Below are 21,690 nucleotides of genomic sequence, written 5' to 3'. Positions count from 1 at the left end.
TGTGCCCCCATGCGTCCCGAAGTTCGTGAAAGAGGTTGCCGCGATGTACAACGAACTTCGAACCGCCGATGCCAGCGCCCGCGTCGCCGACTCGACCCATAACTGGGTCGATACCCACGCGCCGCTGTGGACACGCCCCTATCTGCGGCTATCGCGCTTCGACCGGCCGATCGGCTCGTGGCTGCTGCTGATGCCATGCTGGTGGTCGGCGGCGCTGGCGTCCGGCGTCGCCGGCGATCTGCGCCTGCTGCCGTTCACCGTGGTGCTGTTCTTCATCGGCGCCTTCGTGATGCGCGGCGCCGGCTGCACCTGGAACGACATCACCGACCGCAACCTCGACGGCAAGGTCGAGCGCACGCGCTCCCGGCCGATCCCGTCGGGGCAGGTCACGATCGGGCAGGCCGCGGCGTTCATGGTTCTGCAGGCCCTGATCGGGCTCGCGGTACTCCTGCAGTTCAACCGCTTCGCCATCGCCACGGGCATCGCCTCGCTGCTGGTGGTGGCGATCTATCCGTTCATGAAGCGCATTACCTACTGGCCGCAGGTCGTGCTCGGCCTCGCGTTTTCATGGGGGGCGCTGATGGGCTTTGCCGTGATCCTCGCGCGGCTCGACGTCGCTGCCTTCGCGCTCTATGCCGGCTCGATCTCCTGGGTGATCGGCTACGACACCATCTACGCCCATCAGGATCGCGAGGACGACGCGCTGATCGGCATCAAATCGACGGCGCGGCTGTTCGCCGAGCGCACAAAGCCCGCACTGGTGTTTTTCTACAGCCTTGCGGTGGTGCTGATCGGCGTCGCGTTCCATCTCGCGGGCGCGGGCGTGCTCGCCTTCGTCGCCCTTGCGGTGTTCGCCGCGCACCTCGCCTGGCAGGTCCGCCGCCTCGACATCGGCGATCCGGCGCTGTGTCTCAAGCTGTTCAAGTCGAACCGCGACGCCGGACTGCTGCTGTTCGCGGGCCTTGTCGCCGACGCGGTAATGCGTGCGGCCTGAGACGACGCTCTTTCAGGAGCCTTCGCCGGTTTCTCCGATCAGTGATCCGTCACCCTGAAGTGGTCCCGCGGAGCGGGCCTCTCGAAGGGCGACGGTCCCGTCGCGGCCGTTCATCCTTCGAGGCTTGCTGGCGCTCCCACATCAGGATGACGGCACAAGCTGTCGACAAGGGGGGCGTGACGCTGCCTCAGGCGACGCCGGCCCGCAGCACGTCGTGGACGTGGACGATGCCGACCGGCTTCTTGCCTTCGGCGACGATCAGCACGGTGACGGCGGGCTTCGAGGAGTTCAGCATCTCCAGCATTTCGCTGGCGAGCGTGTCCGGGGTGATCGTCCGCGGGCGCCGGGTCATCACCTCGTCGACGGTCGCCGTCATCAGGTCGGCGCGCATGTGGCGGCGCAGGTCGCCGTCGGTGATGATCCCTGCGAGATCGCCATTGCCGTCGACGATGCCGACACAGCCGAAGCCCTTCGAGGTCATCTCGACCAGCGCGTCCGACATTCTGGTGCCGAGCGGCTTCAGCGGGATGGCGTCGCCGGTGTGCATGAGGTCGCGCACGAATTTCAGCATCGCGCCGAGCTTGCCGCCGGGATGCAGCACGCCGAAGTCGACCGCGGTGAAGTCGCGGCTTTCCAGCAGCGCCACCGCCAGCGCGTCGCCGAGGGCGAGCTGCATCAGCGATGACGTGGTCGGCGCGAGGTTGTGCGGGCAGGCTTCGCGCGCCTTCGGCAGGGTCAGGCAGATGTCGGCTTCCTTGCCCAGCGTCGATTCGGACTCGGCGGTCAGCGCGATCAGGCCGATGCGGAAGCGCCGCGAATAGTTGATCAGGTTCTTGAGTTCGGCGGTCTCGCCCGACCACGACAGCGCGATGATGACGTCATCGGTGGTGATCATGCCGAGGTCGCCGTGGCTCGCCTCGGCGGCATGGACGAAGAACGCCGGGGTGCCGGTGGAGGCGAAGGTCGCGGCGATCTTACGGCCGATGTGGCCGGACTTGCCGAGGCCGGAGACGATGACCCGGCCACGGGCGTTGCGAATCAGTTCGACGGCGGCGGCGAACGGCGCGCCAAGGCCGTTCTGCAGCGCGGCGACCAGCGCGGTGACGCCGCTGGCCTCGGCGTCCAGCGTGCGCAGCGCGGAGGCGATGACGGGGGAATGCGCGGTCACAAGCTCGGCGGCTCGCGGTTTCGGCTGGGTCATGAAAAGTCCAGACACCCTCGAGGGGAATTGTGTCGGCGGCAGGTCGGCCGCCGCTTCGGTTGGCGGTGTCTAGCACGCCTCGCGCCGCAAGGCGACGCGGGGAGGGTCGGGTCTCAACTCCCCATTAACCATCTTTGTTTTAACTCCATTAACGACGTTCCAGCCGGCATTCGATGTCCGGCCTTTAGTTAAGTCGATGATTTATAGAGGTTTCTTGTGGTTGGAGGCTGGCGGCTGAAAGCCCCGCAGACGGGCCGCCCCTTGGGCGCGCACGCTTGGTGCGCCTTGCCGCTATGCCTTGCCGCCACTCTGGTCGCGTCTGCCTCGCCCGCTGCGGCCCAGGCGCTCACCGGTGACCTCTTCAATCCCCAGCAGGGCGGCTTCGCGCCGCAAAGTACGTCGAACCTGCGCAAGCTGACCCAGGCGGCGCCTGGCGATCCCAATGCCCCGGCGAACGCTGCGGCCGGGCCTGCGCCGTCGCGCCTCGGCGCCATTCCGACCTATGGCATCTCGGCTGCATCGGGAGCCGCCGACACCGGCTACGATTCGCTGGGGCGCAAGAAGAAGCCCAAGGTCGATCCCAAGGGCAAACCGATAGCCAAGCCGATGGCGCGGCCGCTGCCCGGCGGGCCGGTGCGCGCGCCGCTCACCAACAACGCCAATCTGCCGCCGGTGCCGACCGGACCGGTCGCCGGTGGCCCCCCCAAGCTCGCGCCGCCGCCCTCGGCGTCGGCCGCGGGCTTGCCGGTGCCGCCCTCGGCGGCGGGCACCATCTCCGGCCAGCCGCCACGACGGCGGCTGCCGATCGACAACGATCCGTTCGGCGCCACCGGCATCTACTACGGCTCGTTCCTGTCGAAGGCGGCGGTCGAACTGTCCGGTGGCTACGACACCAACCCGGGCCGGCTGTCGCCGGCGCGGGGCTCGACGTTCTGGATGATCGCGCCGGAACTGGTGATCAACTCCAATTGGGAGCGCCACGCGCTCAGCGCCGACCTGCGCGGGTCGTTCACGGGCTATGGCACCACGCTGCCGCTCAGCGTGGCCGCCAACAACGGCGCGCCGATGAATCTTGACCGGCCCGACTTCACCGGCCGGATTGACGGCCGCGTCGACGTCACCCGCGACACGCGTATCAACAGCGAGTTGCGACTGCGCGTCGCGACCGACAATCCGGGCAGCCCGAGCATCCAGACCGGCCTTGCAAAATATCCGGTGTTCGCCACCACCGGCGGCACGCTCGGCGTCGATCATGACTTCAACCGCCTCAACGTGTCGGTCAGCGGCACCATCGACCACACATCCTATCAGTGGTCGAAGCTCACCGACGGCACGACCAACTCGAATAACGACCGCGATTTCACCCAGTATGGCGGCATCGCGCGCGTCAGCTACGATCTGCGGCCGGGGGTGAAGCCGTTCGTCGAGGTCGAGGGCGACACCCGCATCCACGACCAGACGATCGACCGCTATGGCTACGTGCGCGATTCCGACGGTGGCTACATCAAGGGCGGTTCGAGCTTCGAGCTGACGCGCCTGATCACTGGCGAGGCCGCGGTCGGCTGGCTGATGCGCAACTACCGCGATCCGCGCCTCAGCCAAAGCAGCGGTCTTTTGACCAGCGCCTCGCTGGTGTGGACGGTGACGCCGCTGACCACGGCGAAGTTCATCGCGACGTCGTCGATTGACGAGAGCCCGCTGCCCGGTGTGTCCGGCGTCGTGACGCGCGACTATACCTGGCAGGTCGAGCACGCCTTCCGCCGCTGGCTGGTGGCGACCGCGCGGTTCGGCTACGGCACGTCGGACTATCGCGGCCTCGGCCGTTTCGACAACCGCTACACCGCGTCCGCCGATCTCGTCTACAAGATCAACCGCACCTTCGCGATCAAGGGGCAGTTGCGGCACGACTGGCTCGACAGCAACCTTCCCGGCTACAACTCCAACGCCACCGTGATCACGCTCGGCGTGCGCGCGCAGCAGTAGGCTTCGCGCTGTCTCGAGCCGAGGTCTTAGTCGCGCGCTCCGCCGCGTCGCAGCACCGCGTGCGGTGACACACCGAACGCCGCCTTGAAGGCGCGACTGAAGTGCGAGAGGTCGCTGAAGCCGGCATCGAGCGCCGCATCCGTCACCTGGATCACACGTCCTTCGCTGAGCGCGGCGAAGCTCTTCGCCAGCCGCTGGTGCCACAGCCAGCGCATCGGCGTGGTGCCGTCGGCGGCGAACAGGCGATAGAGCGTGCGCGGCGCCATGTTCTGGGCACGGGCGATGGCCTCGAGATCGAGTGCCGGATCGTGCAGACGGGCTCGCATGAAGGCCTGTGCCTGGGCGAGCCGGCGCTCGTGCGCCGCTGGGCGCCGTCCCATGAGCTCCGCGTCCAGCGTGGTCGCGAAGATCTCGAGCGCGGAGGTGCCGAGCCGCGCGACGACGTCGTCGGGGGTGGTGTCGTCGAGCTCGGCCATTCGCTGCACCACCGAGGTCGCGAGTGCGCCGAGCTTCGAACCGCGGGCGATGAGCCGTGCGGTCAGGCGCGGAGCGGCGGTGAGCCGTGTCGTCAGCAGTGATCGCGGGATCGATATCATGATGGCCCGGGCACGGGCGCCGAACGCGAGCGCGAATGGTTGCGCCTGGTCGTGAAGCACGATGTCGCCTGCATGCATGCAGGCCTCGCGGCCGTCCTGCGCAAAGACCGCGTCGCCTGCGAGCGGCAGCCACAGCATGAAATAGTCGCGCGGATCGCGGCGAATGTCCGCCGCGGTGCGGGTGACTTGAATCGGCGTTTCCGGCGCAGTCGTCGACCAGATGTCGTTGATGGTCAGCGGGCCGAACGGCCGGATGGCGACGCGGGCGCGAAAGCCGCGATCGGGAACGCGGCGGCACTCGGTGGTCGAGAAGTCGCGGCAGGTGACCTGGTGCCAGTGCGCGAAGCCGTCGTCCGGCCTGACGGCGATCGCGCGGGTCGATGCAGCCATCGGAACGGCCTCCGCATGCGGGCGTCATGAATATTGATCCCCGTCATTAGGCCCCGTCGATGCGGCGTTGACAAGGTCGCTGGCAGCCTGAGGCCAATCCTCGGCAGCGCCAGCCAAGCCCGCCGGCGTGAAGGGGGCTACGCTTGCGTCAACCACAACACCGGAGGATACCCATGCCTTATCAGTGCGACGTCATCGACCCCGCCAGGACCGTGATGATCGTGGTCGACATGCAGAACGACTTCGTGGCCGAGGGCGCGAAGCTGCGGTCCGCGCAGGCGGCCGCCATGGTTCCGCAACTCGCCGAAACCCTCGACATCTGTCGCGCCAAGGGCATTCGCATCATCTATACGGCCCACGTGCATCGGCCCGACGGCAGCGACATGGGGCTGTACGACGATCTGTATGGACCGATCGCCGAGCGTGCGTCGCTGGTCGATGGCTCGCCCGGCGTCGAGATCTTCGATCCGCTGGCGCCGCGGCCGGGCGAGCATGTCATCAAGAAGCACCGCTACAGCGCGTTCTTCGCCACGGATCTCGATCTGATCCTGCGCGAGTGGGGCATCACCACGGTGGTGGTCTCCGGCACCACGACGGAGAATTGCTGCCACGCCACCGCGCGCGACGCCATGTTCCACAACTACAAGGTCGTGTTCCTGTCGGACCTGACCGGCACCTTCGATTATCCGGACGTCGGCCAGGGCGCGATGGCGGCGGCCGAGGTGCATCGCGCCACGCTGACGGTGCTGGCGTTTTCCACCGCCCATGTCATGACAGGCGCGGAGTTTGTCGGCCGCATAGCGGGCGGCCCGGTGGCGAAGGCGGTGGCCTGATGCTGCGGCCCTGACGCGCTTGTTCTGACGGGCCGTGTGCTCCGTCAGTCCATCTGTCCGGGGAGCGCGGCCGCAAGGGCATCGATGGCGATGCGGATCTTGCGCGGCAGATGCGGGGTCTGCAGCCACAGGGCATGGCAGTCGTAGGGAAACTCCGGCGTGTCCGGCAGCAGCCGCACCAGCGCGCCGCTCTGCAGGCGCTCGCGCACCAGCCAGCTCGGCAGCCAAGCGAGACCGAACCCGGCCGTCGCCGCGTCGGCGATGGCCTCGAGATCGTCGAGCCGCAGGCGGCTCGGCGGCGTGATCTCCAATGGCGGCGCGCCGTCCTGGGGAAACCGCCACGGCGCGGCGCGGCCCGCGCGTCCGTAGAGAATCGCGGTGTGCTGCGCCAGCTCAACGAGCTGCTGCGGCGTGCCATGGCCGGCGAGATAGGACGGCGCGGCGCAGACGATCATGTGCTGGCGCGCGAGACGGCGCGTGACCACGCCGGCCATGTCCTGGAGCGCGCCGGTGCGGATCGCAAGATCACAACCGCTCTCGGCAAGATCCAGGAGGGGATCGCTGAACGCCAGCTCCAGCTCGAGGGCCGGATGCTGTCGCGCCAGCGCCAGCAGCACGGGCGCGACGCAGCGTCGCCCGAACAGCACCGGCAGGGCGACACGCAGCCTGCCGCGCGGCTCGGCGAACTGGTCGGCGGCAAGGGCGTCCGCCGCCTCGGCCTCGGCCAGCACGACCCGGCACCGCTCGTAATAGGCGCGGCCGAACTCGGTCAGGCTCTGGCGCCGTGTCGTGCGGTTGAGCAGCCGCACGCCGAGGCGCTCCTCCAGGAAGCGGACATGCTTGCCGACCATCGGTCCGGACAGGTCGAGCGCCACGGCTGCCGCGGCGAACGAGCCGAGATCCACCGCCTTGACGAACACGGCCATGCTGGCAAGGCGGTCCATAATTCAAAACCAATGATTTCGACTGATCTTCCGGATCGACGATTTATCGCAAATCTCGATGCCCGTACAGGTCATTGCATTGAAATCATTTGGAGTGTCAGGGCAATGGCGCGGGTTGTTCGTTTTCATGAGCATGGCGGGCCGGAGGTGCTGCGCATCGAGACGGTCGCGCCGGCGGCGCCAGGTCCGGGTGAGGTTGCCATCGGCGTCAAGGCGCTGGGCTTGAACCGGGCCGAGGCATTGCTGCGGATGGGCACGTATATCGAGACGCCGGCGCTGCCGTCGGGTTTGGGCCTCGAGGCGGCCGGCATTGTGGAGCAGGTCGGCGCCAATGTGACTGGCCTTGCGCCGGGAGACGCCGTCAGCATCATCCCGCCGATCTCGATGGTGCGCTGGCCGGCCTATGGCGACCGGATCACGTTCCCGGCCGAATTGGTGGTGCGCCATCCGCCGTCGCTCGGTTGGGAGGAGGCCGCGGCGGTGTGGATGGCCTATCTCACCGCCTATGGCGCCCTGATCGATATTGCAGGGCTTCGCCGCGACGACGTCGTGGTCATCACCGCAGCTTCCAGCAGCGTCGGTCTTGCCGCGATCCAGATCGTCAACAGCGTCGGCGCCGTTGCCGTGGCGGTCACACGAACAGGGCGCAAGGCACAGGCGCTGCGCGATGCCGGCGCCGCCCATGTCGTTGCCACGGCCGAAGAGGATCTCGAAGCGCGTCTGGTGGAGATCGCGGGCCCCGCCGGTGTCCGTGTCGTTCTCGATGCGATCGGCGGATCTATTTTCACCCCGCTCACGGCGGCGATGGCGCGCGGCGGCATCCTCATCGAATATGGTGGGCTCAGTCCCGAACCAACGCCGTTCCCGCTGTTCGCGGTGCTCGGCAAGACACTGACGCTGCGTGGCTACCTGGTGCACGAGATCATTGGTGATCCGACACGGCTGGCTGCGGCCAAGGCTTTCATTCTCGACGGGCTGGCGTCAGGGGCTCTCAAGCCGGTGATCGCCCGGACCTTCGCGTTCGACGACATCGTCGCCGCGCACCGCTACCTCGAATCGAACGAGCAGTTCGGCAAGATCGTGGTCAGGGTTTGAGCTGACGTCGGAGGGGCAGGATTCAGGGCCTGTCCCGGACGGTCACTTGAAACGGCGGCGCAGTCCGGCGCGGCGGAAACGCACGCCGGAGCCGTCGCTGAGGCGGGTGGCGTTGAAGCCGCCGTCGATACAGGCAACGCGTTGCGGCGCCCCGACCTGAGGGCTGCGTTCCGTCTCCCACCACGAAGCACGATGCGACGCGCGCGACAGCGCGAAGCCGAGGATCTCCTCGATCTCGTCATTGGTCAGCACGAATTCGTCGCGGGTCTGCGCCTTCAGATAGTCGCGCAGCGGATCATAGGAGCTCACGGCAGGTCCTCGATATCGGGCCTCTATTGAAGAGGCGAAGCGCCCCCGTCAAGAGGGCGGTCCTTCCGCTCGCCGTGGTGCGCCGCCCATCGTTTCCATGGGCGTGGCGGCGCCTCCGTCGTCGCGGGCGCCCCGATCGGGGCGTCGCGCCGACCCGTCGTCGACAGCGTCAGGTGAACGGCTGTCGGAGCGGGTTCACCGACCGCGCCTCGGCCGGGTGCCCTGCCCGATGGCGGCCCTGCAGCTTCACGCCCGGGCCCGCTCCCGCCGGCATCAGGCCAGCGCCTGATCATGAAATGACGGAACTGTCCGACATCCGCCAGGAGCGGCGATTGCCGCAACATCCTGTTAACCGCGGCAGTTGCGGTGGGCGGAATCTAAAGGTTGCAGCAATCTATTGGGCGCATCAGTGCGCAGCCTGACAATGGTATCGTGATGCAGCGCAACGACACAGAGTCCCGAACGGACATCAAGCCCCGGCGAATTTCGCCGCGGGCGCTGGTCGCGTTCTGTGTCCTGACGCTGCTGGCGTTTTCCGGCGTTTGCGCCAGCGTATTGCTCGACATGCGCCGCGGCGAGGAAGAACTCGCGCGCCGCACCATGGAAAACCTGGTGTCGACGATCGACGCTGATATCAGCCGCAATATCGAGTTGTACGACCTCTCGCTGCGCAACGTCGCAACCAATTTCGTCGAGCCCGAGGTGAAGAGTGTCAGCAAGCCGTTGCTGAGCCTGATCCTGTTCGACCATGCCGCGACCGCGCGGCATTTCGGCGCCATTCAGGTGTTCGATGCGGGTGGTAATCTCGTGCTGGATTCGTCGACGCTGACGCCGAAGCCGGAGAACCATGCCGGCGAGGACTATTTCGAGGTGCACCGCAATGACCCCGACCGCGGCCTGTTCATCAGCCGGCCCGGTCTCCATCTCGGCAACTATTCGCTGGTGCTCAGTCGCCGCATCAGCGGCAAGGACGGATCGTTCGTCGGCGTTGTCGTGGGATCGCTGCGCTTCAGCTACTTCCATGACCTGTTCGGGCGCCTGCAACTGCAGCCGGACGACACCATCACCGTCTTCCGCCGCGATGGCGTCGTGATCATGCGCACGCCGTTCGATCTCGATATCGTCGGCAAGAGCATGGGCGAAGCGCCGGGTATGCGGCGGACGCTCGACGAGCCGAGTGGGGCGGCATCACGGGCGAGCGCGGTCGACGGCATCGTGCGCCTGTTCGTCTGGCACCGCACGGATCACGGCCTGGTAGTAGTGGCCGGCAAGTCATGGGACACGATTCTCAACCTGTGGCGCCGCGAGGCGCTGCGCATTGGCGCCACCATGTTGGGCCTGATCGTGCTGGTGGTCGGCGCAACGCTGTTCCTGGCCCGCGAGATCAATCGTCGTGCGCTGGCCGAGGACCGGCTCGAGCAGCTCGCGACCACCGATGCGCTGACCCAGCTTCGCAACCGGCGCAAGTTCGACACCGTGATGTCCCAGGAGTGGCACCGCGCCATGCGCCAGAGCGATCCGCTGGCACTGCTGATGATCGACGCCGACCATTTCAAGGCATTCAACGACATGTTCGGCCATCAGGCCGGCGACCAGGTGCTGGTGCGGATCGCGGCCACCATCCGCGGCAGCGTGCGCCGTTCCGCCGATTGCGCCGCGCGCTACGGCGGCGAGGAGTTCGCCGTGCTGCTGCCCGGCCTGTCGGTCGAGACGGCGTCGCTGGTTGCCGAAAAGATCAGGTCCGACGTCGAGGAACTATCCGCTGAAAAATGGGCGACCACCGTCAGCATCGGCATTGCCGCGGTGGTACCGAGCACGGCGATGTCGCCCGCTCATCTGATCGAGGCCGCCGACAAGGCGCTCTATGAGGCCAAGTCGCGGGGGCGCAATCAGTCCTTTGTCGCCGGCGTCGGGCACCTGTCGCTGGTGGCGTAGGCGCCGCGCCGGCCGGTATTTCAGAATTCAGAAGTACTTCTTCATTTCCTCGCGCAGCCCCTCGCGCAGGTCGTCGCGGTCCATCGCATAGGCGATGTTGGCGGCGAGGAAGCCGGACTTCGAGCCGCAGTCGTAGCTCTTGCCCTTGAACTTGAAGCCGTAGAACGGCTGGCTCCTGGCGAGGCCGAGCATGGCGTCGGTGAGCTGGATCTCACCGCCAGCACCGCGCTCCTGCGTTTCCAGGATCTTGAAGATTTCCGGCTGCAGGATGTAGCGCCCGGTGATCGACAGGTTGGAGGGCGCGTGCTCGCGCTTGGGCTTTTCCACCATGCCGGCAAGTTCGAACAGGTCGCCACGCTGCTGGCCGACCCCGACCACGCCGTACATGTGCACGCTTTCCATCGGCACTTCCTCGACGGCGACAATGTTGGCTTTCTCGGCGCCGACGGCGTTGGCCGCGTCGATCATCTGCTTCAGCCCGCTCGGTTTGTGCTTTACCAGCACGTCCGGCAGCAGCACGGCGAACGGCTCGTTGCCGACGATCTCGCGGGCGCACCACACCGCGTGGCCGAGGCCGAGCGGCTGCTGCTGGCGCGTGAACGAGGTCGAGCCGGCTTCCGGCTGGTCACGCTCGAGCAACTCCATTTCCTTGGTCTTGGCGCGCTCCTTCAGCGTGTCCTCGAGCTCGTAAGGCCGGTCGAAATGGTCCTCGATGACGCCTTTGTTGCGACCGGTGACGAACACCAGATGCTCGATGCCCGCCTCCAGCGCTTCATCCACCACGTGCTGGATCAGCGGGCGGTCGACCACCGTGAGCATTTCCTTGGGCATCGCCTTGGTGGCGGGCAGGAAACGGGTGCCGAGACCGGCGACGGGAAACACGGCTTTGCGAATTTTCATGTTGTCTCTGATCGAAGGTGGACAGGGCTCAGATGATGGACCGCGGACGCCGGCCCGTCACGATCATTTCCTAGCTGATTCCGGAACTTTTGCGGCGTCCCGGCGGCGGCTTTCGAGCGAACCCAGGTCGAACCGGCGTCGGCCGTCATGGCGCGGCCTTGAACCGATGCGACATAACCGCCCAGATGTGCCGGGCCCCAGGGGCGCCAAAAAGTCGCCGTCCCGTTAAGCTGATGGAAACCCTGCCGGCGCCTTTTAGGTCCCCGGGTGCGGGCTTTTGATGGATCAGGACGAATACAGATGACGGCAAGTGCGCTGAAGCGGATCGGTGTGACGGCTCTGGCCTTCGCGGTCCTTGCCGGACCGGCGCGGGCGCAGGCGTCCGGTGGCGGCGGGCCGGTGATGCTCGATACCACGGGCTCGGTGGCCCAGCCGGTCCGTCCGGCGCGGCCGGCGGGGAACGTCCAGCGCACCACCGCCCAGGCCACTTTTCCGTTCTCGCTGCCGTCGATTTTTTCGCCGCAGACCCAGCCGGCGCCGGGCGGCGGCGGCGGAAGCGGCGCCAAGGAGTGGAGCGGCGAGGACGGCGCGTCCGGCCACCCGCAGATGACCGCCCAGGCGATCCGAGAGGCCGCTGCGAACTTCGACAACTGCATCGCGGGCCTGTGGCCGGAGGCCGCGCGGCGCGGCGTGTCGCAGGAGAATTACCGACGCTTCACCGAGGGCCTGACGCCGGACCTGCGGATCATGGACCTGATGGATTCCCAGCCCGAGTTCACCAAGGCGCTGTGGGACTATCTCGACGTCCTCGTCAGCGACGCGCGCATGCAGCGCGGCCGCGAGGTGCTGGCGCAGTACAAGCCGATCTTCGACGCGGTCGAGAAGGCCTATGGCGTCGACCGCTATGTCATCGCCTCGATCTGGGGCGTCGAATCCAACTACTCGACCCAGGGCGGCGACCGCAGCGTGCTGCGCTCCACCGCGACGCTGTCGTGCATCGGCCGTCGCCAGGCCTACTTCCGCAACGAATTCCTGTCGGCGCTGGAGATCCTGCACCACGGCGACCTGCGCCCCGAGCAGATGAAGGGCTCCTGGGCGGGCGCGTTCGGTCCGACCCAGTTCATGCCGACGGCGTTCAAGCGTTTCGCGGTCGATTTCGACGGCGACGGTCGCAAGGACGTCGTCGACAATGTCGCCGACCTCATTGCCTCCACCGCCAACAACCTCAAGAAGGACGGCTGGCAGACCGGCCAGTCCTGGGGCTACGAGGTCGAGGTGCCGCGCGGCTTCAACTACATGCTCGCCGACCGCGCCAAGCAGATGACGGTGGCGCAATGGGAGCAGCTCGGCATTCGCCGCGCCGGCGGCAAGCCGTTCCCGCGCGCCACCGACAAGGCGTTTCTGCTGGCGCCGGCCGGCAGCGAGGGGCCGGGTTTCCTGATGCTGCAGAACTTCCGCAGCATCCTGCGCTACAATCCCGCGGAAGCGTATGCGCTGGCTATCGGCCACTTCGCCGACCGCCTGCGCGGCGGCGGCCCCTTCGTGCAGGCCTGGCCGAGGCAGGAGCGGGTGCTGAGCCGCGCCGAACGGCTCGAACTGCAGCAACTGCTGGTGCAGCGCGGTTTCTACCGTGGCGAGCCGGACGGCCAGCTCGGCGGCGAGACCCGCAAGGCGTTGCGGGAATTCCAGGCCTCGATCGGTGCTTCCGCCGACGGCTTCGCGACGTCCGAGATGCTCGACCGCCTGCGCGGCCGCTGAGCACGGAGCGGGCCCGCTTTTGATGGCAACACCGGCGCGCTCCCGCTTCGATGTCGGCGAGTTGCGCCGGCGGCTGCCGTCATCCGTGAGCAAGCGTAAACGGCGCAAGCCCGCGAGACTTCGCCGCGCGTAACGTTCCGGCAACTTGGATTCGGTGTGCGTCGGACAGTTCGCAGTCCGGACGTGGTGCGATGCTGCGTTGCAAAAAACCTTGATTGACCGCCAACCAACCAGACGGTATCTTTTTGCGAGATGGAATTTGGTGTTCCTGCCCCTCGGGCAGCGGCAAGAGTGGTGACTTCAAGTGTCTCATCAATCGACGTTTTTTATTCGCGCCGCAGGGCTGGCAGCGCTCGCCGCGATGCTCGCCGGGTGTGGAGAGGGCAAGAAGGCGGCGGATCAGTCGCCGCCTCCTGTCGCCGTCAGCGTCGTGACGGTGACGCCGCAAACCCTTCAGCTCGTCAATGACCTGCCGGGGCGCATCGCGCCGACGCGCATCGCGGAAGTGCGGCCGCGCGTCGCCGGCATCCTGGTCGAACGCGTATTCAAGCAGGGCACCATGGTGCGCGAGGGCGACGTGCTCTATCGCCTCGACCCCGCGCCGTTCCGCGTGAAGGTCGATAGCGCCAAGGCGGCCCTGCGGCGCGCGGAGGCGACGCGCATCCTCGCCAAACAGCAGGCCGACCGGCAGACGCAGCTCAGGGAGCGCGATGTCACCACGGGCCAGCTCTATGAGAAGGCGATTGCCGAGCTCGCCCAGGCCGAGGCCGACGAGGCTTCCGCCCGTGCGGGTCTCCAGGCCGCCATGCTCGATCTGGAATACACCGAGGTCCGCGCGCCGATCACCGGCCGCATCGGCCGTGCGCTGGTGACCGAAGGTGCGCTGGTCAGCGCCGGCGACAGCCAGACGCTGGCGACGATCCAGCAGCTCGATCCGGTCTATGCCGACTTCACCCAGTCGGCGAACGAACTGCTGGCGCTGAAGCGCGCTGCCAAGACCGGCCATGGCGCGGTGAACGGCGATGTCGCGGAGGTGTGCCTGCGTTTCGACGACGGCTCGGAATACGGCCATCGCGGCCGGCTGCTGCTGTCGGAGGCCGCTGTGGACGCCACCACGGGCCAGGTCACGCTGCGCGGCGAGTTTCCGAATCCGGACAACGACCTGCTGCCCGGCATGTATGTGCGGGTGCAGATCGTCCAGGGCGAACAGCACAACGCCCTGGCGGTGCCGGAGCGCGCGCTGCAGCGCGATCCCGGCGGACAGGCGCAGGTCTATGTCGTCATTGCCGAGCGCCGTGCCGAGTTGCGCAAGGTGACGCCATCGCGTCTCGTGAATGGGCGCTGGATCATCCAGAACGGCCTCAACGCCGGGGACAAGGTGGTGGTCGAGGGCTTCCAGGCCCTGTCCGCCGGCGCGATGGTCGACGCCAAACCCTGGCGCATGCAGACGGCCGACGAGGCCGGCGCATCTCCCAATCAGGCGATCAAGTAAGAGCCGACGTCCATGTCCGAATTCTTCATTGCGCGGCCCGTGTTCGCATGGGTCGTCGCCATTTTCATCATGATCGGCGGCGCGCTGGCGATTCCGTATCTGCCGGTGTCGCAGTATCCCAACATCGCGCCGCCGCGCATCTCTGTCAGCACCAGCTATCCCGGAGCGTCCTCGGAAGAAATCTACCAGGGTGTCACGCGGCTGATCGAGGATCAGCTCAACGGCATTCCCAACCTGATGTACTTCGAGTCGACCGCGGACGCGACGGGCTCGGTGCAGATCGACGTCACCTTCAAGCCGGGCACCTCGGTGGCGCAGGCGACCGTCGACGTGCAGAACCGCATTCGCCGCGTCGAATCGCGGCTGCCGCGCGCCGTCATGCAACAGGGCATCACCGTCGAAGAGGGCTCGGTGTCGTTCCTGATGTTCATCTCGGTGCAGTCGAGCGACCCGTCGTTCGGCGACGTCGCGCTTGGCGACTACATCACGCGCAACGTCCTCAGCGAGATCCGCCGCATCGACGGCGTCGGCAAGGCACAGCTGTTCGGCACCCAGCGCGCCATGCGCGTCTGGATCAACCCCGACAAGATGCTGGGCCTCGGCCTGACGCCGGCCGATATCATGGCGGCGATCACCGCCCAGAACGCGCAGGTCGCCGCCGGGCGGATCGGCGCCCAGCCCAATCCGATCTCCCAGGACGTTTCCGCGCCGGTTGTGGTCAAGGGCCAACTCGGCACGCCCGACGAGTTCAGCTCGATCGTGCTGCGCGCCAACCGCGACGGCTCGTCGGTCCGCCTGCGCGACGTCGCCCGCGTAGAGGTCGGCGGTGAGGACTACAATTTCTCGTCGCGCCTCAACGGCAAGCCGGCGGCGGCGATCGGCGTGCAGCTATCGGCGACCGCCAACGCGCTGTCGGTGTCCAGGCTCGTCAACGCCAAGATGAAGGAGCTGTCGCGCTACTTCCCGAAAGGCGTCACCTACGAGATCGCCTACGACACCACGCCGTTCGTCAAGGCCTCGATCGAAAAGGTGCTCCACACCCTGGGCGAGGCGCTCATCCTGGTGTTCATCGTAATGTTCCTGTTCCTGCAGAACATCCGTTACACGCTGATTCCCACCATCGTGGTGCCGATCGCACTGCTCGGCACCTGTGCGGTGATGTACGCGACCGGGTTTTCGATCAACGTCCTGACCATGTTCGCCATGGTGCTGGCGATCGGTATTCTTGTCGACGACGCCATCGTGGTGGTCGAGAACGTCGAACGTCTGATGGCGCAGGAAGGGCTGTCGCCGCGGGCGGCGACGCGCAAGGCGATGACCCAGATCGGCGGTGCGATCGTCGGCATTACGCTGGTGCTGACGGCGACCTTCGTGCCGATGGCGTTCTTTCCGGGGGCGGTCGGCATCATCTACCGCCAGTTCAGCCTCACGATGGTCGTCTCGATCCTGTTCTCGGGCTTCCTCGCGCTCACCCTGACGCCTGCCTTGTGCGCGACCTTCCTCAAGCCGATCCCCGCCGGCCATCATGAGAAGGGCGGTTTCTTCGGCTGGTTCAACCGGACCTTCGACAGGCTTGCCGGGCGCTATCGCCAGTCCGTCGGCTGGATCACGGGGCGCGCCGGGCGCATGATGGTGATCTATGTGGCGCTGCTGGTCGGCGTCGGCTGGGCGTTCGTCAGGCTGCCGTCGGGATTCCTGCCGGTGGAAGACCAGGGCTACGTGATCGCCGATATCCAGGCGCCGCCGGAGGCGAGCCAGACGCGCACTTTGAAATCGCTCGAGCAGGTCGAGCAGATCTTCGCGAAGGAGCCAGGCGTCTCCGGCGTCTTCTCGGTGACCGGCTATAGCTTCTCCGGCAACGGCCTGAGCTCGGCGATCGCCTGGATCACGCTCAAGGACTGGGACGAACGCGGGGACAAGGATGCAGCCGGCGCGATCGTCGGACGTGCGAACGGCGAACTCGGCAAGGTCGGCGACGCCACGGCCTTCGCTCTGTCGCCGCCGCCGATCGACGGCCTCAGCAATTCCACCGGCTTCACATTCCGCCTGCAGGACCGCGGCAACCGCGGCACGGAGGCGCTGGCACAGGCGGCGAGCCAGTTGCTGGCAGCCGGCGCGAAGAGCCCGGTGCTGACCGGCCTGCGCATCGAGGGCCTTGCCAATTCGACACAGCTCAATCTCGTCATCGACCGCGAGAAAGCCAACACGTTCGGCGTGTCCTTCGCCGATATCAACACCACGATCTCGGCGAGCCTCGGCTCGTCGTATGTCAACGACTTCCCGAACGCCGGCCGCATGCAGCGCGTCACCGTGCAGGCGGAGGAGGATAGCCGCATGCATGCGGACGACCTGCTCAAGCTCAACGTGCGCAACGCCAATGGCGGCATGGTGCCGTTGTCGGCGTTTGCCCGCGCCGAGTGGGCCAAGGGCACGATGCAGGTGGTCGGATTCAACGGCTATCCGTCGATCCGCATCTCCGGCGAGGCCGCGGCCGGCCGCTCGTCGGGCGACGCCCTCAAGGAGATGGAGCGGCTGGCGGGGCAGTTGCCCGACGGTTTCGGCTTTCAGTGGGCGGGCCAGTCGCAGGAGGAGATCGAGTCGGGGACCCAGGCGCCGTTCCTGCTCGGCCTCAGCGTCCTGTTCGTGTTCCTGCTGCTCGCCGCGCTCTACGAGAGCTGGTCGATCCCGCTGTCGGTGATGCTGGTGGTACCGCTCGGCATCATCGGATCGCTGCTCGCCGTGATGCTGCGCGACATGCCGAACGACATCTACTTCAAGGTCGGCCTGATCGCGATCATCGGCCTGTCGGCGAAGAACGCCATCCTGATCGTGGAATTCGCCAAGGACCTGCATGCTCAGGGCAAATCGTTGCGACAGGCGGCGATCGAGGCGGCGTTCATTCGCTTCCGGCCCATCCTGATGACGTCGCTGGCCTTCATCCTCGGCGTGACGCCGCTGGCGATCGCGACCGGTGCCAGCGCCGGCAGCCAGAACGCCATCGGCACCGGCGTGCTCGGCGGCATGATCTCGGCGACGGTGCTCGCGGTGCTGTTCGTTCCGGCGTTCTATGTGTTCGTTCTCAAGCGCATGGGTGCGCGCACGGGGCGTCACGATGCCGAAGAAGTGCAGGACGCGCCATCGCCCGCTGCCTCAGCACACCAGCAGCAAGCCTGAGAGCCTTCGTCGCCCCGCGGGGCGACGAGCGCTCGGGTGTAATCGAGCACCGCGCTTGCATCGGGCGAAAGCCCGTGATCCAACAAAGCTGTTTGATCTGCACCATTGGTCCGCGTCGTAAGGCCTGGCCGCGACGGTGTTTTTTTGAGGAGTTCATACGATGAAGAAATTGCTCTTCGCATTCTGGCGTGCAGCGGCGTCGACATCATCCGCCTTCGCCGCCGGCATCACGCCGGAGGCTGCCGTGACCGAGCTCTACGCCGCCTATGGCCAGGGCTGCAATCACAGCGAACAGAGCGGGCTCAATGATGCGCTGGCAGGGCGCTTGTTCGATGCCGATCTGGCGCGCACCTATCGCCGGGCCAAGTCGATCGACGCCGATTTCTTCGTCGCCGGACAGGACTGGTGCATCGTCGAGCCCGTGGCCGTCACGACAGCATCCCAGACGCCGTCAAAGGCGCAGGTTCTCGCGGTGGTGAAGCTCGACGACGATTTCGGCCAGGGCAAGCCGCGCATTCGGACGCTCAAGATCACCTTCGCGCTGTCCCGCTCCGCCGACGGCTGGCGGATCTCCGACGCGTCCGATGGCAAGGCCTCGGCCAAGAAGGATTGGCGGAACAGCCGTTAGCCGCAGGTGGATCGCACCGCGGAGCTGGCGTCTAGGCGCTGGCTGCGTCGAGGCGTTCGATCTGGCTCCTTGTCAGTTCGAGCCTGGTCGCTGCGGCCAGCGTCTCGACATGGGCGGGCTTGGTCGCGCTGGCGATCGGCGCGGTGACCGCAGGCTTCGCCATCAGCCACGCCAGCGCGACCGCCGCCGGCTCGGCGCCGGTTTCGCCGGCGATCTCGTCGAGCCCGGCGAGAATGCGCATGCCGCGTGGATTGAGGTATTTGGGAATGCTGCGCGCGCCGCGCGGGCTCTTGCCGTAATCCGCCTCGGAGCGATACTTGCCGGTCAGGAAGCCTGCGGCGAGGGAGAAGAACGTGATCACGCCGATGTCGTTGTCCTCGCAGACACGCTGCAGCGGCCCTTCGAAGCTCGCTCGCTCCGCGAGGCTATACTCGGGCTGCAGGCACTCATAGCGTGGAAGTCCGCTCGTCCGGGATATGTCGAGGGCCTCCTGCAGCCGCTGGGCGGAGAAGTTCGAGGCGCCGATCGCCCGGATCTTGCCGGCCTTGATCAGCTTGTCGTAAGCGGCGAGGGTCTCCTCCTGCGGCGTCGCCTCGTCGTCCTTGTGGGACTGATAGAGATCGATGGTGTCCGTCTGCAGCCGCCGCAGGGAATCCTCGACGGCGCGGGCGATGTAGTCGGGCTTGAGCCCGACCTTGCCCTTGCCCATGTCCATGCCGACCTTGGTCGCGAGGATGATGCGCCCGCGGTTGCCGCGTGCCTTCATCCATTTGCCGATGATCGTCTCGGACTCGCCGCCGCTATGGCCCGGCACCCAGCGCGAGTAGACGTCGGCGGTGTCCAGGAAGCTCAACCCATGGTCGAGCACGGTGTCGAGCAGCCGGAACGATGCGCTCTCGTCGACCGTCCAGCCGAACACATTGCACCCGAAGCACAGCGGAGGAACGGTGAGGCCGGAGCGGCCGAGCGGACGCAGCTTCATGAGCATTTTTCCATGGTTCCCAAAGGGCTGGGTGGAAAAAGGATGAGACAGATCGCCCGGCTTTGCAAGCGCACACCCGCGTGCCGTGCCGGGGCCAAGCGACAGCGATGGAGACGTGGTAGGATAGCCGCACGAGTTGCATGTGCTTGGGCGATTGATGCAGGTCGGTCGTCGCGAGGGGCAGTTCACCTGTCGTTTACTCGAAGCTTCGGAGGCGTGCGATGGTTGTCCGGTTGCACACTGGCTCGTTCTCTCATGTCCTCGAACGGATCGGGCTCGCCACCGCGGGCGCATCGTGCGGGCTGTTCGTTGCCGCCTACCTGGCGAAGACCGGAACCCCGTTGTTCGAATCGATCGGCTTCTTCGTGCTGGCGATGCTCTGCGGTGCGATCGGCTTCTACATCGGCATTGATATGCCACGTCGAGACCTCCACAATGTGGAGCCGAAAATCGGCGGGGTCATCCTGGAAGCGGACTTGGTCGAAACGCTCAGTGCGATCGGGACCTTTGCCGCTCCAGTGGCTGCTCTGGTCGCAGTGTCGCACATCGTGCTCGACATCAATTCGGAAGGCTTCTGGGTGCCGGCCATTGGCGGCGTGTGGCTGGCCGGCGTCATCTTGCAGATCGCCGCGGGCGTTTTTGCGCGGCTGGGACGCTGAACCGCCGAATGCACGACGGACCCGCCCTTGTGCGGATCTTGTCGCGCGCGGCGCGGACGTGCCGTCGGCGTCCACGCGAAGGCGTCTGCGCCGGTGAATGGGGGAGCGTGAGTTGAGATTGTCCTTTCACGGCGCCGATCGCAGCGTCACGGGATCCTGTCATCTGATCGAGTCGCCGGCAAGCGGATCCTGATCGATTGCGGCCTGCATCAGGGCAGCCGGGAGCTCGATGAAGAGAATGCCGAGCCGTTCGACTTCGATGCGGCAGGCATCGATTATGTCCTGCTGACGCACGCCCATCTCGATCATTGCGGCCGCCTGCCGCTGTTGGCGAAGCGTGGTTTTCGCGGCGAGATCATCACCACCGCGGCCTCTCGTGAGCTCGTCCGGCTGGTGCTGCTGGATGCGGCCCATCTCCTGGAGGAGGAGGCGCGGCGACGCGAGCGCCGCAGCAGGCCAGGGGCGACCTCGCGCGATCAGGCCCGTCCGCTCTATTCGACGCTGGATGCGCTGAACTGCCTCGATCGTTTTGGCCGCACGGCCGTTTATGGCGAACCGCTGCAGGTTGCGCCGGGCGTGCAGGCGACCTTCATCGATGCCGGCCACATTCTCGGGTCGGCCAGCATCGTCATCAAGCTCGACGAGGGCGGTCGCTCGACCAGCGTGCTGTTCTCGGGCGATCTCGGCAATGCGGGACGTCCGCTGAGACGCGCCACCGCAGGTCGATGTCGTGGTGATGGAGACGACCTACGGCGACCGTCTGCACAAGCCGCTTGGACCGTCGATCGACGAACTCATCGGCGCCATTGCCGAGACCTTCAGGCGCGGCGGCAACGTCGTCATCCCGACCTTTGCGCTCGAGCGCGCGCAGGAACTGCTGTTCGTCCTGAGCGAGGCGGTGAAGGATGGACGGCTTGCGCCTTCGCTGCAGATCTTCCTGGACTCCCCGATGGCCATTTCCGCCACCGAGATTTTCGGACGGCATCCGGAATGTCTCAACGCGGCGGCCGCCGAGCTCTTCCGCAGAGGGCGCGATCCGTTCGATCTGCATGGCCTGCACTTCACGCGCGAGACCGCAGAATCGATCGCCATCAACACCATTCGCGGCGGCGCCATCATCATGGCGGGCGCGGGCATGTGCACCGGCGGGAGGGTTCGTCATCACCTCCAGCGCAATCTCGGCCGTGAGCAGTCGAGCGTCGTCTTCGTCGGCTATGCCGCCGCAGGAACGCTCGCACGGCGCATCATCGACGGGGCAAGGGAGGTGGTCGTCCTCGGCGAGGAGATTCCGGTCAGGGCCCGGATCTACACCATCAACGGCTTCTCGGCACATGCCGACCAGGCGGAGCTTCTGGCCTGGCAACGGCAGACCCGCGCCCGGCGCACGTTTCTCGTTCACGGCGAGGAAGGGGCGATGACGCGGTTCGCGGCGCGGCTCGCCGCGACCGAGGTGGTGATGCCCGAGAGCGGCCAGAGCTTCGACTTGTAGAGCACGCCCTGCGCCTGATGGCGCTGGGCGGACGCAGGAGAGCCGCGCCTGCGGTCCGGCGGATCCAAGCGACCGCCGCGGTGAACAGCTCGGCTTGTGCTGTATCGGACACCGGTTTGGGACATAAAAGAGTGTAACGGAATCGACTGGCGCCCATTCAAAGTTGCATTGTGATTGTCGAAAGGCGGTCGTGCACGCAGAAATCCAGGGATTCTCGCCCGCGCGTCGGCGCCACTGCTAGATGCCGGTCCAGCCAACCGGGTGCCGAAAATTCCCCGAGCTTGCCATGGTGTCCCCGCCCTCCGGCGCGAGGGGCTGGGTCGCGCCC

17 protein-coding genes and 1 pseudogene are annotated in these 21,690 nt (G+C 66.7%); 12 read left to right on the top strand and 6 right to left on the bottom strand.

Annotated features, from left to right (window positions below; genetic code table 11):
• The first annotated feature begins 43 nt into the window (after positions 1-43).
• Positions 44-994, top strand: a complete 951-nt coding sequence (gene ubiA, locus JQ639_RS20130; protein ID WP_211968045.1) for a 4-hydroxybenzoate octaprenyltransferase — start codon at positions 44-46, stop codon at positions 992-994.
• 187 nt (positions 995-1,181) lie between these two features.
• Here ubiA and JQ639_RS20125 read toward each other — a convergent pair whose 3' ends face one another.
• On the bottom strand, positions 1,182-2,195 hold the full coding sequence (locus JQ639_RS20125; protein ID WP_211968044.1) for a KpsF/GutQ family sugar-phosphate isomerase: 1,014 nt from the start codon (positions 2,193-2,195) through the stop codon (positions 1,182-1,184).
• 261 nt (positions 2,196-2,456) lie between these two features.
• Between JQ639_RS20125 and JQ639_RS20120 the strand changes: the two genes are divergently transcribed.
• Positions 2,457-4,178: an outer membrane beta-barrel protein gene (locus JQ639_RS20120; RefSeq protein WP_211968043.1), complete on the top strand. Its 1,722-nt coding sequence runs from the start codon at positions 2,457-2,459 to the stop codon at positions 4,176-4,178.
• A 26-nt stretch (positions 4,179-4,204) separates the two neighbouring features.
• Here JQ639_RS20120 and JQ639_RS20115 read toward each other — a convergent pair whose 3' ends face one another.
• Entirely contained in the window at positions 4,205-5,164 is a 960-nt protein-coding gene (locus JQ639_RS20115; RefSeq protein ID WP_211968042.1) for an AraC-like ligand-binding domain-containing protein, read from the bottom strand.
• Positions 5,165-5,337: 173 nt separating this feature from the next.
• Here JQ639_RS20115 and JQ639_RS20110 point away from each other — a divergent pair, with 173 nt between their 5' ends.
• On the top strand, positions 5,338-5,997 hold the full coding sequence (locus tag JQ639_RS20110) for a cysteine hydrolase family protein (RefSeq protein WP_211968041.1): 660 nt from the start codon (positions 5,338-5,340) through the stop codon (positions 5,995-5,997).
• Between the two features lie 44 nt (positions 5,998-6,041).
• On the opposite strand, the gene JQ639_RS20105 is transcribed toward JQ639_RS20110, so the two are convergent.
• Entirely contained in the window at positions 6,042-6,941 is a 900-nt protein-coding gene (locus JQ639_RS20105; RefSeq protein ID WP_211968040.1) for a LysR family transcriptional regulator, read from the bottom strand.
• 105 nt (positions 6,942-7,046) lie between these two features.
• Here JQ639_RS20105 and JQ639_RS20100 point away from each other — a divergent pair, with 105 nt between their 5' ends.
• Entirely contained in the window at positions 7,047-8,036 is a 990-nt protein-coding gene (locus tag JQ639_RS20100; RefSeq protein ID WP_211968039.1) for a zinc-dependent alcohol dehydrogenase family protein, read from the top strand.
• 42 nt (positions 8,037-8,078) lie between these two features.
• Here JQ639_RS20100 and JQ639_RS20095 read toward each other — a convergent pair whose 3' ends face one another.
• Positions 8,079-8,345 (bottom strand): hypothetical protein, encoded by a 267-nt coding sequence (locus JQ639_RS20095; RefSeq protein WP_211968038.1) that lies wholly within the window; start codon positions 8,343-8,345, stop codon positions 8,079-8,081.
• 435 nt (positions 8,346-8,780) lie between these two features.
• Here JQ639_RS20095 and JQ639_RS20090 point away from each other — a divergent pair, with 435 nt between their 5' ends.
• Positions 8,781-10,280 carry a sensor domain-containing diguanylate cyclase gene (locus tag JQ639_RS20090; protein ID WP_211968037.1) on the top strand — a complete coding sequence of 500 codons (1,500 nt, stop codon included), beginning with the start codon at positions 8,781-8,783 and terminating at the stop codon, positions 10,278-10,280.
• Positions 10,281-10,307: 27 nt separating this feature from the next.
• Here the strand turns inward: JQ639_RS20090 and galU are convergent, their stop codons facing one another.
• Positions 10,308-11,180: a UTP--glucose-1-phosphate uridylyltransferase GalU gene (gene galU / locus JQ639_RS20085; protein WP_211968036.1), complete on the bottom strand. Its 873-nt coding sequence runs from the start codon at positions 11,178-11,180 to the stop codon at positions 10,308-10,310.
• Between the two features lie 300 nt (positions 11,181-11,480).
• Here galU and JQ639_RS20080 point away from each other — a divergent pair, with 300 nt between their 5' ends.
• The 4 genes from JQ639_RS20080 (at position 11,481) to JQ639_RS20065 (ending at position 18,232) form a co-directional block, all read left to right on the top strand.
• Positions 11,481-12,938: a lytic murein transglycosylase gene (locus JQ639_RS20080; RefSeq protein ID WP_211968035.1), complete on the top strand. Its 1,458-nt coding sequence runs from the start codon at positions 11,481-11,483 to the stop codon at positions 12,936-12,938.
• 361 nt (positions 12,939-13,299) lie between these two features.
• Complete coding sequence (locus JQ639_RS20075) at positions 13,300-14,430, top strand: efflux RND transporter periplasmic adaptor subunit (protein WP_211968515.1); 1,131 nt, start codon at positions 13,300-13,302, stop codon at positions 14,428-14,430.
• Between the two features lie 12 nt (positions 14,431-14,442).
• Positions 14,443-17,604, top strand: a complete 3,162-nt coding sequence (locus tag JQ639_RS20070) for a multidrug efflux RND transporter permease subunit (protein ID WP_211968034.1) — start codon at positions 14,443-14,445, stop codon at positions 17,602-17,604.
• Between the two features lie 160 nt (positions 17,605-17,764).
• On the top strand, positions 17,765-18,232 hold the full coding sequence (locus JQ639_RS20065) for a hypothetical protein (protein ID WP_211968033.1): 468 nt from the start codon (positions 17,765-17,767) through the stop codon (positions 18,230-18,232).
• Positions 18,233-18,263: 31 nt separating this feature from the next.
• Here JQ639_RS20065 and JQ639_RS20060 read toward each other — a convergent pair whose 3' ends face one another.
• A complete protein-coding gene (locus JQ639_RS20060; protein ID WP_211968032.1) occupies positions 18,264-19,214 on the bottom strand; it encodes an aldo/keto reductase in 951 nt (316 codons plus the stop codon).
• Between the two features lie 221 nt (positions 19,215-19,435).
• Here JQ639_RS20060 and JQ639_RS20055 point away from each other — a divergent pair, with 221 nt between their 5' ends.
• The 3 genes and pseudogenes from JQ639_RS20055 to JQ639_RS35350 all read left to right on the top strand — a co-directional run bounded on the left by JQ639_RS20055 (position 19,436) and on the right by JQ639_RS35350 (position 21,362).
• Positions 19,436-19,873, top strand: coding sequence for a hypothetical protein (locus tag JQ639_RS20055; protein WP_211968031.1), 438 nt, complete (start codon positions 19,436-19,438; stop codon positions 19,871-19,873).
• A gap of 117 nt (positions 19,874-19,990) precedes the next feature.
• Positions 19,991-20,338, top strand: a pseudogene (locus tag JQ639_RS35355) (MBL fold metallo-hydrolase); the annotation flags it as partial.
• 271 nt (positions 20,339-20,609) lie between these two features.
• Positions 20,610-21,362, top strand: a complete 753-nt coding sequence (locus JQ639_RS35350) for an MBL fold metallo-hydrolase (protein ID WP_249123360.1) — start codon at positions 20,610-20,612, stop codon at positions 21,360-21,362.
• Positions 21,363-21,690: the final 328 nt, after the last annotated feature.

The sequence above is a fragment of the Bradyrhizobium sp. U87765 SZCCT0048 genome (assembly GCF_018131225.1).
Lineage (GTDB): Bacteria > Pseudomonadota > Alphaproteobacteria > Rhizobiales > Xanthobacteraceae > Bradyrhizobium_A.
The sequence above is the reverse complement of the archived record's forward strand: the minus strand, read 5'-3'. Positions and strand labels throughout refer to the sequence as shown.